This is a genomic window from Photobacterium japonica (assembly GCF_050337005.1).
Taxonomy (GTDB): Bacteria; Pseudomonadota; Gammaproteobacteria; order Enterobacterales; family Vibrionaceae; genus Photobacterium; species Photobacterium japonica.
This window is the reverse complement of the sequence record NZ_JAKJSN010000023.1, coordinates 1-15606: the sequence shown is the minus strand read 5'-3', so window position 1 is coordinate 15606 and position 15606 is coordinate 1. Positions and strand designations below refer to the sequence as shown.

13 protein-coding genes and 1 pseudogene are annotated in these 15606 nt (G+C 49.3%); 6 read left to right on the top strand and 8 right to left on the bottom strand.

The window, feature by feature from the left end; translation table 11 throughout:
• Window positions 1–29: 29 nt before the first annotated feature.
• Window positions 30–2207: an immunoglobulin-like domain-containing protein gene (locus L4C36_RS10325; RefSeq protein ID WP_428477723.1), complete on the top strand. Its 2178-nt coding sequence runs from the start codon at window positions 30–32 to the stop codon at window positions 2205–2207.
• A 78-nt stretch (window positions 2208–2285) separates the two neighbouring features.
• Here the strand turns inward: L4C36_RS10325 and hppD are convergent, their stop codons facing one another.
• Complete coding sequence (hppD, locus tag L4C36_RS10320) at window positions 2286–3401, bottom strand: 4-hydroxyphenylpyruvate dioxygenase (RefSeq protein WP_428477722.1); 1116 nt, start codon at window positions 3399–3401, stop codon at window positions 2286–2288.
• A gap of 203 nt (window positions 3402–3604) precedes the next feature.
• Between hppD and L4C36_RS10315 the strand changes: the two genes are divergently transcribed.
• Window positions 3605–4555 (top strand): CHAD domain-containing protein, encoded by a 951-nt coding sequence (locus tag L4C36_RS10315; protein ID WP_428477721.1) that lies wholly within the window; start codon window positions 3605–3607, stop codon window positions 4553–4555.
• Between the two features lie 85 nt (window positions 4556–4640).
• Here the strand turns inward: L4C36_RS10315 and L4C36_RS10310 are convergent, their stop codons facing one another.
• Together L4C36_RS10310 and L4C36_RS10305 are read right to left on the bottom strand one after the other, a co-directional pair.
• On the bottom strand, window positions 4641–5387 hold the full coding sequence (locus L4C36_RS10310; protein ID WP_428477720.1) for a hypothetical protein: 747 nt from the start codon (window positions 5385–5387) through the stop codon (window positions 4641–4643).
• 302 nt (window positions 5388–5689) lie between these two features.
• Window positions 5690–6172, bottom strand: coding sequence for a glutathione peroxidase (locus tag L4C36_RS10305; protein WP_428477719.1), 483 nt, complete (start codon window positions 6170–6172; stop codon window positions 5690–5692).
• 122 nt (window positions 6173–6294) lie between these two features.
• On the opposite strand from L4C36_RS10305, the gene L4C36_RS10300 reads away from it, so the two are divergent.
• On the top strand, window positions 6295–6861 hold the full coding sequence (locus tag L4C36_RS10300) for a hypothetical protein (RefSeq protein ID WP_428477718.1): 567 nt from the start codon (window positions 6295–6297) through the stop codon (window positions 6859–6861).
• Between the two features lie 312 nt (window positions 6862–7173).
• Here the strand turns inward: L4C36_RS10300 and L4C36_RS10295 are convergent, their stop codons facing one another.
• From L4C36_RS10295 to L4C36_RS10275, 5 genes are all read right to left on the bottom strand, one after another.
• Window positions 7174–8193: an adenosine deaminase gene (locus L4C36_RS10295; protein WP_428477717.1), complete on the bottom strand. Its 1020-nt coding sequence runs from the start codon at window positions 8191–8193 to the stop codon at window positions 7174–7176.
• A 121-nt stretch (window positions 8194–8314) separates the two neighbouring features.
• A complete protein-coding gene (locus L4C36_RS10290) occupies window positions 8315–8596 on the bottom strand; it encodes a hypothetical protein (protein WP_428477716.1) in 282 nt (93 codons plus the stop codon).
• Between the two features lie 305 nt (window positions 8597–8901).
• Window positions 8902–9675: a lipid-binding SYLF domain-containing protein gene (locus tag L4C36_RS10285; protein WP_428477715.1), complete on the bottom strand. Its 774-nt coding sequence runs from the start codon at window positions 9673–9675 to the stop codon at window positions 8902–8904.
• A gap of 177 nt (window positions 9676–9852) precedes the next feature.
• Window positions 9853–10386: a molybdopterin adenylyltransferase gene (mog, locus tag L4C36_RS10280; protein ID WP_428477714.1), complete on the bottom strand. Its 534-nt coding sequence runs from the start codon at window positions 10384–10386 to the stop codon at window positions 9853–9855.
• A 210-nt stretch (window positions 10387–10596) separates the two neighbouring features.
• A complete protein-coding gene (locus L4C36_RS10275; RefSeq protein WP_428477713.1) occupies window positions 10597–12045 on the bottom strand; it encodes an NAD-dependent succinate-semialdehyde dehydrogenase in 1449 nt (482 codons plus the stop codon).
• 379 nt (window positions 12046–12424) lie between these two features.
• Between L4C36_RS10275 and L4C36_RS10270 the strand changes: the two genes are divergently transcribed.
• The 3 genes and pseudogenes from L4C36_RS10270 to L4C36_RS10260 form a co-directional block, all read left to right on the top strand.
• On the top strand, window positions 12425–13348 hold the full coding sequence (locus L4C36_RS10270) for a M14 family metallopeptidase (protein WP_428477712.1): 924 nt from the start codon (window positions 12425–12427) through the stop codon (window positions 13346–13348).
• 185 nt (window positions 13349–13533) lie between these two features.
• Entirely contained in the window at window positions 13534–14856 is a 1323-nt protein-coding gene (locus L4C36_RS10265) for an alpha/beta fold hydrolase (protein ID WP_428477711.1), read from the top strand.
• 152 nt (window positions 14857–15008) lie between these two features.
• Window positions 15009–15606, top strand: a pseudogene (locus tag L4C36_RS10260) (hypothetical protein); the annotation flags it as partial.

The following is a 15606-nucleotide window of genomic DNA, read 5'->3' as shown; positions in this document are numbered from 1 at the left end:
ATTCTGTCACGTATTAGAGAGATAGCTCAATGATCAAATTCAGCGCATTACAAGCGGCTATTTTGCTTGGACTAGCAGGAACCGCCGCGCCATCTATGGCGGATGAAATGGTTAACCCTGAAGGGGGTGTCGTTGTCGGTTACTGGCACAACTGGTGTGACGGTGCGGGCTACAAAGGTGGCAACGCACCGTGTGTGACCCTGAAAGAAGTGAACCCAATGTACAACGTGGTGAACGTGTCTTTCATGAAGGTATTTAATACCGCTGAAGGGCGCATTCCAACGTTCCGCCTTGACCCGATGATCGGCCTGTCAGAACAAGCCTTCATTAATGAGATTGCTGAGCTAAACCAACAAGGCCGTGCTGTATTGATCGCACTGGGTGGTGCAGATGCCCACGTTGAGCTAAAAAACGGTGACGAGCAGGCATTCGCAGACGAAATCATTCGTGTGACGGATCATTACGGCTTTGATGGTCTTGATATCGACCTAGAACAAGCAGCGGTGACCGCAGCTGATAACCAAACGGTGATCCCTGCTGCGCTGCGTATGGTAAAAGATCACTATAAAGCGCAGGGTAAAAACTTCCTGATCACTATGGCGCCGGAGTTCCCGTACCTCACCACCGGGGGAAAATACGTGCCTTACTTGAATAACCTTGAGGGTTATTATGACTGGATCAATCCACAATTTTACAACCAAGGCGGTGACGGTATTTGGGTGGATGAAGAAAACGCGTGGATCACACAAAACAGCGATGAGATGAAAGAAAAGTTCATCTACTACATCTCAGACTCACTCGCGAACGGTACCCGTGGTTTCACCAAGATCCCACACGACAAGTTGGTGTTTGGTATTCCTACCAGCATTGATGCGGCCGCCTCTGGTTTTGTGAAAGAGCCGCAAGATCTGTATAACGCCTTTAACCGCCTAACCAGTCAAGGTCAGCCACTGCGTGGAGTGATGACATGGTCAGTAAACTGGGACATGGGCACAAACGCGGCCGGCCAAGCATACAACGAGCAGTTTATTAACGATTACGGCCCGTTTATACACGGCCAAACGCCACCGCCACCGTCTGAAGGCAAGCCAACATTTGCAGGCCTGTCGGATGTACGTGTTCGTCACGGCAGTGCCTTTGACAACATGGCAGGTGTCACCGCTAAAGATAAAGAAGACGGTGACTTAACATTCAGTATCGTGGTTGACGGTGCCGTGAATGTGAACCAGATCGGCCAGTATGTACTGGTTTACAGTGTGACAGACAGCGATGCGAACACCATCAAAGCCAGCCGTAACGTTGAGGTGTACAGCCTGAAACCCGTGTTTGAAGGCGTACAAGACATCACGATTAAAATGGGTGAAAGTTTCGACCCTATGGCAGGCGTGAAAGCGATTGATGCGGAAGACGGTGATCTGACTGAAGCGGTTATGCAGAGCGGTAGCGTGAACACGGCAGTTGCAGGTGTTTACACCCTCACTTACTCTGTGACAGATAGCGCGAACCAAACCGTAAAAATCACCCGTAAAGTGACCGTGTCTGACGGCAGTGTGTGTGCAAACGCGTGGGATAAAGCGACCGTGTATAACAGCGGTGACAGTGTGAACCACGCGGGTAAATCATGGCGTGCCGAATGGTGGACGCGGGGTGATGAGCCTGGTACAACCGGCGAGTGGGGCGTATGGCGTTCAACAGGCAACAGCGATTGTGGTGGTGGTGAAATTCCACAAGATGACACCCTTGCAATGTCAGGCATAAACAACCAGTACACCGCAGACCAAGGTGCACTATCTCTGTCTGTCACGCTAGAAACCAGCAGCATGATGAATGTGGCTGTCGTAGTGACCAATACGGCGGGATACCCTGTTACCGGTGGCGAGAAAACGATCGCCATTGACGGTAAGCAAACCCTCACGCTGAACCTAATCGGCGTAGAGGCAGGCCAGTACCGCATCACGGCAACCAGCGATGCTCTGAACCAAGTGGCAACGTTCAACGTAAAAGACGGCGGGACAGTTACCCCACCGCCAGGCGGTGAGCACCCAGACTACGTACCGGGCACCGCATACAGCGAAGGCGACATTGTGACGGGTACCGATGGCAACCTATACCAGTGTAAGCCATGGCCATATTCTGGCTGGTGTGCAAACGCGTCTTACGCACCGGGTACCAGCAGTTTTTGGTCTGATGCTTGGGACAAGCTATAAGTGTCACGCCTCATCTGATGCATAAATGCTAACGCCTCAACCTTCGGGTTAAGGCGTTTTTTACGCTACAGGCAATCGTTATGAATCGTCTTTCAACACTCCTCGGCGAATTTGATCCAGCTCTATCGACTCAAACAAGGCCTGAAAATTCCCTTCTCCGAACCCTTCATTCCCTTTACGTTGAATAATTTCAAAGAACACTGGCCCTATCACCGTTTGGGTGAATATCTGTAAAAGAATACCGCTTTCATCACCATCAATCAGCACCTTTAATGCACGCAGCTTGGCGACATCTTCATGATGTTCAGGCACGCGTTTATTGATGCCTTCGTAATAGGTATCTGGCGTATCCATAAAGATCAGCCCATTTTTCTGTAGCTGCGTTACTGTCGCGAAAATGTTTTCTGTGCTCAACGCAATGTGTTGGATCCCCTCACCGTTATACTGTTCGAGGTATTCCGCGATTTGCGATTTATCATCATGCGATTCATTAATTGGGATACGAATTTTCCCACACGGCGCTGTCATGGCACGTGACAACAAACCGGTCATTTTTCCTTTAATATCAAAATGGCGGATCTCTTTAAAATTGGCGAGGCGTTCGTAAAACTGGGCCCAGTGATCCATATGCCCCCTCTGCACATTGTGCGTGAGGTGATCGATCACAAGTAGGCCCGCATCTTGTTGCGCCAAGCGTACAGCCACATCCGGATAATAAGTGAAATCGACGTCATAAATATCATGGTCACCGTAACGGTCGACCAAATAAATCAGTGACCCGCCAATACCGTAAATCGCCGGAATGTTCAGTTCCATCGGGCCAGCTTGCGCGTCACACGCTTCAGCCCCTTGCCCAATGGCATGCTCCATCGCGGCACGGGCATCGTGCACCCGAAACGCTATGGCATTCACACTGGCCCCGTGTTCACTGGCAAACCCCGACGCCTGCGACTGCACTTCCCCATTCACAATAAAGTTAATATCACCCTGTCTGTACAGCCAGACCGCCTTATGATGATGTTTGGCGATTTCAGCAAAACCCATTTGCCCAAACAGCACTTTTAACCCGTTTATCCCAGCCTCGGTCGGGGCGGTAAATTCGACAAACTCAAAGCCATCAGTGCCCAATGGGTTGCCACGTAAATCTATCGGCTGCTGTTCAGTGAACTGCGTATTCGCTTGCTTTTCCATCATGTTCACACCCTCTGGTTGCTGTTCTATTTATAGAATTAGCAGTAAGGAGCAAATGATGAGAAGTTTGCGCCGCCAATGTGGGTTCCACACTGTCAATGTTGACTGTAAAGTCCACGTGCCATGCCTCAATATTGACCGCGCGATTTGGGGAATCGCCATCCCCCCACTAAAATGACAGGAGTAGCTGAAAGAGAAGGCGCAAAATGTCCGTCACCAAACGCGATCAACTTACGTTGCCTAAACGCAAATCACCCTGTGTGATCCTTACGGCGGATACTGACATTACCCTTGCCACTTATCATTACCTGACGAACGAATTTCATCACGCCTGCCGCCATGAAGCGGGGATGATTCGAGATGACGACGAAGAGTTTCTCCATCAATACCGCGTTGCCTTACGCCGTTGTCGTGCTCTTATCGGTTTGCTTGGTCCTTTATTTGAAAAGCGACAGAAAGTCATGCTAAAGCTGGCATTGCGCACGCTCATGCAGCACACAAATACCTTACGGGATCTCGATGTGTTCTTAATGAAAATGGAAGACTATTTCTTTTTGCTGGAGCACCCGCACCACAATGGCCTCACCCGCTTTTTTGATGATCTGCAGTACCAGCGGCGCAAGCGCTTTAAAACGCTGAAACGTTGGCTGAAATCCAATGAATATCAGCAACATTGCACGTTGATCAGTGGGTTACTTGATGAATTATCATTGACTGAAAAGAAGAAAAACGCCGCTCAACCTTCGACACTCGACGTTGCCAGTAAGGTATTGGTGTATCACTCTCAGCGGGTCAATAAACATTGTGATGGGATATCGCCGTCGTCACCCGATACGCAGTTACATCAACTGCGTATCGACTGTAAAAAATTTCGCTATGTGTTGGAATATTTCGCCCCACTGTACCCCAACGCCAAAAGCAAACACCTGTTGGCAGCTCTCAAGCAATTACAAACGTCATTGGGGGATCTGAATGATCTCACCGTGCAACAGACTTTTTTGAATAACTACCTGTATACAACACAATGCATGGACATGAAGAAAGCCGCCCTTGAAACGTTGATCGCCCAAACACACGATCGGTATGCACAGCGCCACGCCGGTGCATTAGAACAGATCGCCGTGTTTCGCGGTCACTTACCGATTAACCATTTTTGAATGTGGAATGTTTCCAGCTGAAATGATGAGAAATAAAAAGCAGACATCAAGCCTGCTTTTTATTTCAATGATTCATTAGATAAGACTAAGGGCTAATAATATTACCATTGAGAGAACCTTCCACTAAATCGCTGGCCGTCAACACTCGCTCTCCGGTACTCAACACCGTTTCCATTTCTTCCTTAATGACCAGCCCATTACCGATACCTACATTTTGTTGTAGCACCGCGTTTACAATCGTGCCATCCCAGTTCGTTAACTCCATACGAATTTCCATTAAACACGTATTAAATTCACCCGCCGGTACTCGCACGCTTTGGCTCTTCACATATTTTATTGAAGACTCCACCGTACTGCTCTCTTTACCATTCATATTAATGGTAACAGTGGGATATTCGCGTATTTCACCAACATCTAAATCGAAATCTTGCAGTGTACCACTCGGCTCATAGGTATACTCGACATCGCCATCCACAACTAATAAAGTACGTAGCGACTTAAGTGCATCATCTGCCTGAATATAACTTAACGTAATATTACCTAGCTCGTCAGTATTTTGTACTTCTAGCACATCAGAATAACCACCATAGCTAACCAGACGATTTACCTTTTGACGTATTGTGACATTATCTTCTTCTACGCCATCCAATGTTTGAGTATATTCCTGCACCAATTCCGCTCCGACAGCATACAAACTGTTGTTATAGCAAACTGATGAGTTAGTAATAGGCTCAGGCTTTGTGATGGGGCCCATACCATCACTGCTATCACTCTCCCCACCACAGCCAACTAACACCAGAGTCGCCAAAAAGCTCAACGCATATTTTTTCATTGTAATTCCCTATACACTTGTACAGCTATCATTTATCTCATTAGGACATAAAGCATTTTACCAAGTACAATACTACGCGGGTTCAATTCTTTTCATGGCCAGAGAGCCAAATTATGCCGAAGTTCATTCGATTAAGCTCAATGATTTACAGGCAGTTTTGAGCAATTTCACACATTAACCAAAAAAATAAAATACAACGTACAAAAAACACTCTAATGAGAATTTGAAATCCAAAATATTGTCAATCCCGACCCAATCCGATTATTTCTTGTCGGGATAATTCAAAGGAATAACAATAGCTATCAGCCTTGCAAGGCTCGAATAATGTCTTTTTCTAACGCTTCTGGGGTGGTCGTCGGGGCATAACGCTTGATAGGTTGACCATCACGGCCCATCAAGAACTTAGTGAAGTTCCATTTGATTTTCTTCCCCACTAATCCGGGTAAAGCTTGCGTCAGGTATTGGAACACGGGATGGCTATTGTCACCGTTGACATCCACCTTTTCAAACATAGGGAAACTCACCCCGTAATTGATTTCACACGCCTGGGCAACCTGCGCATTACTGTCTGGCTCTTGCCCGCCGAACTGGTTACACGGGAACCCTAAAATAACCAAACCTTGTGATTCATACTTTGCGAACAACGCTTGCAACCCGTGATATTGCGGGGTGAAACCACACTCACTGGCCGTATTCACAACGAGTACCACCTTTCCTTCAAACTCTCTCATTGCCGTCGCCACGCCGTTTATACGATTGGCAGATAAGTCATAAAATGCAGTCATCGTTTTTCCTTCTAGATGGTTGGATGCCGTCAACGAAATCCCATACTGTCTCGCTGAAACGCACATCTTAAGGTCGCTAGGGTATATACTCTCTAAAGTTTCCTTAAGATCAAACTAATAATATGAAATCTCTCGAAAAACTACTGCTCGAATTTGGCTTGGATGCCACACCGCTTACCGACAAGGAACGTCAGTATGCCTACAACTTTCTGGCTAATCGCGCGCCCGCGTTTGACGCGATTAGCCAACAACGCGCGGATAAACCCCAGACGGATCTCGCGCTGGGTGTATTAACCCAATCATTCCAAACCACCTTTGAGGCATATCAAGCCACGCAAAGCACCCGCACCGACATGCAACAGTTGTTTCAACGCGAAGTCGGTGAAGCGCATGCCAGTAAGTTCCACACCCTTGACGCTCTTGAGCTGAAAGTGATCGCGACATTGTGGTTATTGTGTCAGGGCTACTGCGGTATTGATTACAGCTACGCCAACGATCAAGCTACGTTGATCAGCCAAACACTCTATGCTGATGACGCCGACTCGCACTGCTCACAAGGGCCTGCAGAAACGCTGCGCCAAACGTTGATGCACACCTACTACATCGGTGTTGACCATGCCAAGCAAGCTCAACCCCATCACGGCTTCATGGCGACGCTCACCGTCACACTCAAAAAATGGTTGAGCTAGTCATTGCGTCCCTACGCCCCCACAAAAAATCAGCGTTTGTCGGCTCAAGCCTGCATCGAGCGTATTTTTACGTGAACAGGGCAACTTTTGATGATTTTTTATTCAACCTAAGTGGCTGCACCAGCAGTCATTTAACAAAACAAGATACAAGTTTTACAAAATCGATCGTTGCACGTTTTTTGCCCGATCAGTACTATTCTCGGACTTCAAATATGTTGTTCCTTAATCATTTATTGCTACGCCTGTCATGGACTTGATAGGCGTTTTTTTTATCTGTTTTTCAAAGACCGTCTCTTTGTGCTGCCTATACGCTCAAATGATGGCTCGAAACTGATGCTCAACATAATTTGACAACCTTGCCTGCAATACCGTTTTTTCGTCCTGCGATAAAAAGCTGGCGTCAATCGCCCTTTGTGTAAACTTGGCCATTTCCACTTTTGATACATCAAAAGCCTCAGCGACCGCTAAAAAATTCGCCGTCATGTAACCACCAAAATAGGCCGGATCATCGGAATTAATGGTGACGCACAATCCCTCTGCCACCAGCTGCATGATGTTGTGCGTGGTAAGTACATCGAAAATACCGAGTTTCACGTTCGATAAGGGGCACACCGTTAACGGAATTTGCCGTTGGCGTAATGTTTCCATGACGGCGGGATCATCAGTACACCGCACCCCATGGTCAATGCGTGAAACCTGTAAGTGCGCTAATGCACCTTGAATATTATCCGCGGGGCCTTCTTCGCCAGCATGGGCGACGGTCAACCAACCGGCCTCTCGCGCCATGGTAAACACGCGGGTAAACTTTTCGGGGGGATGGCCTAATTCAGAAGAATCGAGACCCACTGCGATGATGCGGTCTTTAAACGGTAAGGCTTGTCGCAAGGTCTCCATAGCAGCATCTTCACTGAGGTGGCGTAAAAAGCACATGATCAATCCACTGGAAATGCCCAGTTGCGCTTGACCATCTTGTAAAGCGCGATCAATCCCATTAATGACAGTCGCCATCGGCACGCCATTTTGCATATGGGATTGGGGATCAAAAAAGATTTCGGTATGCACAACGTGATCGTCGTGACAATGCGCTAAATACGCCCAGGTGAGATCATAAAAGTCCTGCTCAGTGCGCAACACTTTAGCACCCCAGTAATACAGGTCGAGGAAGGATTGTAAATCATTAAATTGATACGCCTCGCGTAAGGCCTCTACCGTATCAAACGGTAAGCTAATACCGTTTTTCTGCGCAAATGCAAACAGCATATCGGGTTCGAGAGTCCCTTCAATATGAAGGTGCAGTTCAACTTTCGGTAATCCGCTGATAAACCCTTTCATAGCACCCCGCTCTCATTGGTTTTATCTGTCAGGCCAACCCTGTAACAGGCTGGCACATGACAGCGACTATTGAGAGTAGTGTAGTCAAATTCGGTCTGTTTAGCGGTGACGCGCAGTGTGATTACCAGCGACGCCCCCATTGTCCTCGCATCATTAAGCCACCAAAAATGGTGAGAACCAATCCGGTGGTCGCAATGTATTGGTATTTGGTTTTCACTTCCGCCAGGGCATAGTCTGGGCTAAAGGTGTGCAAATAGTCGCCGCCTCCCTGAGCAATAAAACTGCCCATGTCCGCCATGACCAATGATTGGCCTAACATACCACCAAATGAAATACCTCCCCACAGTAGCGACACGCTACCCAGAAGAAGAGAAATAAAGCCCCATGTTCGTTTCGTATCCATCGCTTTGCCCCTTAGTCCTTATCAGGCCACTGCTCATGAAGCCAACGTCATTTTCCGACTCTTTTGGTCGATATTGTTATCTATAAGACTATGTATTACGCCCTTCTTTTTGCCAAAACAAGGCGAAATGACAAAATTATGAACAGGGGCTAGCGGATGTATATAAATACCTATCAGGCATCTGATATTGCAGTATTTTTTTGAAATGACGCGAAGAAAACCATTCAGGGGAAAGGATAAAAACTCCATGGTTAGCCACGAAAACACGGCTCAACCACGGCATTTTTAGTCAGGGAAAAACCGGACTATTTTTGTGTTAATTCAGTGTCGACCCAGTATTTTGAACCAGAAATATTGGCATCGAGCAGCAATCCTTTCTCTCCGATCTGATAAATCGCCATGCCACCGTTATATTTCGCTGTCAGCTCTGCGCTCTCGCCGCCTGCGATAGCACTCACTTCAGACGTTGCTTCCCAGCCATCAGTAATGAAGCGCTCGAACGTCGCCTTGTCCTCAAACAAAATGATTTGCTGATAGAATTTACCGCCTAACCCTGCAGCCAAACCCGCCCCAAACATTTTCATGTAGGTATGCTGACCACTTTGACGTGCCACGGCCACACCCGCCCCTTGGTTGGTATGGAGCATGAGCGAAAATTTGCGCGAATCAAACACCGCATACCCATAAGCATGGTCAAACAATAACTTGGCAGACGGTTCTTCGTTGAATAAACGCACCAAGGCCGTATCTGCCATGGTATCTAACGCCAATCGTGCTTCTTCGGGTGTGTCTGGATTGATCATGTCAGCCAATTTGGCATCCGCTGCATCAAGCCATTCCTGACTTTTAGCAATCGACTCTTCGGTCCATTCACCGGCTTTGTTATAGGTGTCTGCACCCCACTCTGACACCATACCCCAGGTATCTTTGGAAAAGTCGGAAAACCCTTCCCACGCCTGTTTGGAGCTTTCACTTAAGGTATCACCCAGCTCTGACGCGGATTCTTTGAACTTATCCCAGCTCGCGTGAGCCGGTGTCACCATTAACGCTACAACAATAGCGAGTATTTTTCGTTTCATGACGAGACTCCTTTTCATCACAATCAGCGGCCTTCATACGCAGTCTTTGTTTACCGCTCATGACCACAGACAAAAAAGGCCGAATCTTGCGATTCGACCTTAAGTATACTCAAGCTACTTCAAGATACAGGATTCAGAGAGAATTGCCTTGAAATCACTTGGAAATATCATACTGCGTTATTTCTGCTTAGGACGGAAAGGTTTGATCACCGCTTCGTCACATTCCAAGAACGGCCCTTCCATCAAATCGATACAGTAAGGGATCGCAGGGAATACCGCATCCAAACACTCACGGATGGATTTCGGTTTGCCCGGCAAGTTCACGATCAAGCTATCACCACGCAGACCCGCCGTCTGGCGAGACAAAATTGCCGTTGGCACAAACTTCAAGGATTCAGCACGCATCAGCTCACCAAAACCTGGCATCATGCGATCACACACCGCTTCTGTTGCTTCAGGTGTCACATCACGCTTCGCAGGGCCTGTGCCCCCCGTGGTCACGATCAGGCTGCAATTTTCCTCATCGGCCATCTTGATCAGCATGGCTTCAATCACATCCTGCTCATCAGGAATAACGTGATAGACCGGCTCCCACTCAGAGGTCAGGTAATCATTCAATGTATCAATGATGGCTTGCCCTGAAAGGTCTTCGTACACGCCCGCACTTGCGCGATCACTGACGGTGACGATACCGATTTTTGCTTTTGTCATGCGTTATTCCTTAGGCTGTGCCTTGTTATAGTGCTTTATTATTTCACTCTGCGACTGTCCGTTCTGCCAAGCGCGTAACATAACGCCCCCATGGCAGTCTCGTTGTCACATTGATACACCCAGTGTAAAAAATAAATTCAAGGGTTTGTACCCTTTTATCTTTATTCGCTCAGCGGGTCGCCTTACCTGATTCAAATTAACGCGAACGGGCTATAAGCCACCCAGCAAGGTGTATTTGGTTTCCAGATAATCATCCAAGCCTTGGCGGGCGCCTTCGCGGCCGAGTCCCGACTCTTTCACCCCACCAAAGGGGGCCACTTCGGTGGAAATCAACCCTTCGTTAATACCCACTATGCCGTATTCCAACCCGTCGCTGAAACGGAATGCACGGTGCAAGGCGCGGGTATAGGCATACGCCGCCAAACCGGCATCGGTATTATTCGCCCGGGCGATTACGTCGTCGTCGTCACTGAAGCGGAACAACGCCGCCACAGGGCCAAAAGTCTCTTCAGTCGCAATGCGCATATCATCCGTCATCGCCACCAGCACTTGCGGCGGAAACAGCAAGGATCCCGCGGGTTGCGGTTCACCGAAGGCCAACTGTGCGCCTTTGGCCAGCGCATCATCAATGTGGCTTTGTACTTTGGCAACAGCCGCCGTATTGATCAAGGGGCCAATCTGAACGCCGTCTTCAAAGCCATCGCCTACTTTCAACATGCTCACGCGCGCGACCAATTTTTCAGTAAAGGCCTCATACACGGCATCGTGCACATAAATACGGTTCGCGCACACGCAGGTCTGCCCAGCGTTACGGAACTTGGCAACCATCACGCCATCAACCGCCGCGTCGAGGTCGGCGTCATCACACACAATGAAAGGCGCGTTGCCGCCCAATTCTAACGACAGTTTTTTCACTGACGCGGCCGATTGCGCCATCAGCAATTTGCCGATAGCCGTTGAGCCGGTAAACGAGATTTTCTTCACTGTTTTACTGCCCGTGAGTGCCTCGCCAATGGCTTGGGCATCACCGGTCACAACATTCAATAATCCCGCTGGCAGTCCGGCCTCTTCCGCCAATACCGCAAGGGCAAAAGCGGTTAATGGCGTATCCGGCGCCGGTTTTAACACCACGCTACAACCAGCGGCAAAAGCAGGAGCACATTTGCGGGTGATCATCGCCGCGGGAAAATTCCACGGCGTGATCGCGCCCACCACACCAATCGGTTCACGGCTAACGATGATCCGCGCCCCCGCTTTATGGCTAGGCACCACGTCACCGTAGGCACGTTTGGCTTCTTCTGAGAACCATTCCACAAAACTGGCCGCGTAGGTGATTTCCCCTTTAGCTTCTGCGAACGGTTTACCTTGCTCGCTGGTCAACACCGTCGCGAGATCATCGGTATGTTCCACAATCAAGTCGTACCAACGGCGCAAAATGACCGCGCGGGCTTTGGCCGTCGTCAGCTTCCACTGTTGCTGTGCGTGGTGCGCGGCCTCTATCGCCGCCAAGGTCATCTCACGTCCAACACGCGGTACATGGGCAATTACACGCCCCGTAGCAGGATTAAGTACCGGATCGGTGGCGCCATCAGGGGCGGTGATCCATTGACCTGCGACGTAACACGCCTGTTTAAATAACGCTGCATGCATTAACTTCACGGTGTCTATCCTCTTTTTGTCATCGATCTCGTTTATGATCGGATACGTTATGCTCGCTCTCGTGCAAGTCACGTTACGATGTCAGTCCAATATATTGAAAATACGGAAAATGATGCATCACGCCGGGACTTGGACAAAAAAACATCATTTCAATCCATTACTGGGTTTTTATATCCACTATTAGCATAAAGGGTACACCTTTTAGCTTGAACCGCAGTTGATCACGCTTGATGATCTGCGTCAGGCTTTTTTCATTCTAAACTCAATAGGTTTGCTTCCCCCCGCCCAGTCAATTATGCTGTGCCCGAGTGACATGATAACTGTCACGCAACACCCTATTGCACCGACTGATAAGGTGCACCGACTGTAAAGGCGACCCATGACAAGCGCAAACACTTACCCCATCGGCACACCAGGCCAACCGTGGGGCGAAGCGGAAAAAATCCAATGGCTGGCACAAACCACCATTAAGCGTTCTTACCAAACCGATGTGATCACCAAAATTGATGCCCTACGTGCTCGCTTTGACGTATTCCAGTATGGCGCGTTGAGCATTAATGCTGAGAAATACCCGCTATTTGCGATTAAAAGCCTGCAGTGGGATGAGCAAAAACCTACCGTATTGATCACCGGCGGCGTACATGGCTATGAAACCAGTGGTGTACACGGTGCGCTGCAGTTTGTTGATTGCCATGCAGAACGTTACATCGAAGATTTCAACGTGATTGTTGCGCCATGTGTCAGCCCATGGGGTTATGAAACGATTAACCGCTGGAACCCACAAGCGATTGATCCTAACCGCTCTTTCTATCCTGATAGCCCAGCAGAAGAGTCAGCGATGCTGATGGCGATGATGGATGCGCTCGATACGCCGATTTTGGTGCACATTGATTTGCACGAAACCACGGATACCGATGAATTAGAGTTCCGTCCTGCGCTTTCTGCGCGTGATGGCAAAGAGTACGAGCCTGACACGGTGCCAGACGGTTTTTACACCGTGGGTGACAGCGAATACCCGAACCATGCATTCCAAACGGCCGTCATTAATGCAGTGCGTGAAGTGACACACATTGCCCCTGCAGATGCGAACGGCAATATCATTGGTTGCCCTATCACCCAAGAAGGTGTGATTAACTACCCATTGAAAGCATTGAGCCTGTGTAACAGCATGACCGATTGCGCGTACGGCACGACCACCGAAGTCTACCCAGACAGCGATAAGGTGACGGATGCAGAATGTAACGCAGCACAAGTCGCGGCGATTACAGGTGCATTGGACTACGTGATTCAACACCAGAAATAAGGCCCGTCCTATTTCGTGAACGTGATTCACCGATCAAGCCGACTCACTCTGGGTCGGCTTTGTTTTATCTGCCTTTTCCTCTCGTCAATGCCATCCAAGCATCAGGCTCACCCACCAATGCTTGTACTAGGTTAACCACGTAATTACTGTTAACATCTTGTTTTTGCATGTTAACGGAGTACACCATGCTGGCCAGTTTTATTGATGGTGATCTGATTTATCGCCAACACCGCTTTGACGTTCCCCTTGATTACCGCCGCCCAGAAGGCAGCACCATATCTGTCTTCGCTCGCGAGATCTGCGATCTGGCCTGCGACAACAGTGACCGTCCGTGGTTGGTGTATTTCCAAGGCGGCCCCGGCTTTCCCTCGCCGCGTCCTGATAGCCGTTCAGGTTGGTTAAAACGTGCCTTGCAGCAATACCGCATCCTGTTGTTAGATCAGCGCGGCACCGGCAACAGCACGGTGATCAGCCATCAAACACTGGCTCCAATGACCCCAGAGGCACAAGCCGACTACCTCAGCCACTTCCGTGCCGATAACATTGTGCGCGATGCAGAGCTGATCCGTGAAACATTAGGCGTGACACAGTGGGCAATCCTCGGCCAGAGTTTCGGCGGCTTCTGTGCCCTGACGTACTTGTCGTTCTATCCACAAAGCCTCAGCCGTGCGTTCCTCACTGGCGGCGTCCCGTCACTGACCCGCCATGCCGATGATGTTTACACTGCCACTTATCAGCGTGTGCAAGATAAAAACGATGCCTTCTTTGCCCAATTCCCTCAGGCACAAGCACAATGCCAGAAAATTGCCGATCACTTGCTGGCCCATGATGTGCGCCTGCCTAACGGTCAACGTTTTACCGTTGAACAGTTCCAGCTCATTGGTATCAACCTTGGCCGTAGCCACGCTAACTTACCCATGTATTATTTGCTGGAAGACGCGTTTGTCACCATTAATGGCCCGGACAATGCCCCCCACGAGACCTTGAGCTACGCCTTCCTCAACGCCATGCTGGCTGAGCAAAGCCATCAAACCAACCCTATCTATGCGATTTTGCACGAATCTATCTACTGTCAGGACGCGGCGCATAACCAGAGTTCAAACTGGTCAGCCCATCGCGTGCGCGATCAGTTCCCGCAATTTCACTATCAAACGGGTCGCGACTTTTTCTTTACCGGCGAGATGGTCTATCCGTGGATGTTTGAACAGTTTACCTGCTTAACCCCACTCAAAGCCGCCGCGCAATTGCTTGCCGAAAAAGCGGATTGGCCAGCCTTGTATGATATCGATGCATTAGCCCATAATACCGTTCCGGTCACCTGTGCAGTGTACGCCGAAGACATGTATGTCGAACTGGCTTATTCGCAAGAAACCTTAAAAGGGATCCCGAACAGCAAAGCGTGGATCACCAACGAGTATGAACACAACGGCCTGCGTGAAGCCGGTGAACGCATTCTCGATACACTGATCAACATGGGCGATGCCATTGCCCATCTGCCAGCCAAATAGCCCTCAGTACACGTTGACGCAGTGACGATCACCCATTGGTGATCGTCCACTTGACACATAAACAGACATTCCCACCGAAAAAACGCCCTTCACAGCACGACGGTATACACTTATAGCCATGTCTTACCTTGCGACATGGAGACAAGATCGCGATGCGAACCTGTACGCTAGGCCTTCGTGGCTTCCTCGCTTCTCTCTCAACATGCAACACGCCACGCCATGCGCGCTGGCGACGTGCTTCCCTCTGGGGATTGTGCACTGCCGTATTGGCCACATCCGGTCTCACTATTCCTCTAACATCCCACGCGGAGAACGCTCAGTATGCCGCGATCATTGATACACGCGACCATATCGACGGACGTATGGTGCTGGGACGCACAGAGCGGGTCTTTTTTCCCGACATTGATGGCCTGAAAGGCGTCGGGATGTCAGCCAAGATTGATACAGGTGCCGATTCCACGTCGCTCCATGCCGAAAAGATCCACCTGACCAGTACCGATCCCCGCTTTAAGGGGTTAACTGGCGACGCGCTGATCAACGCCATTGCCGAGGCCTATGATGCACTCAACAGCACACAGCTGCGTGACCGCAAAGACAAAAACGACATCATCGTGCATTTTGAACTGATCCACCCGTACACGGGGAAACACTACACCTTGCAACGGCCACTCTTGCGATTGGCAATGATCAAAAGCCGTGATGATGGCCACCTTGCTCGCCCCGTCGTGGAACTCAACCTCACCATTGGTG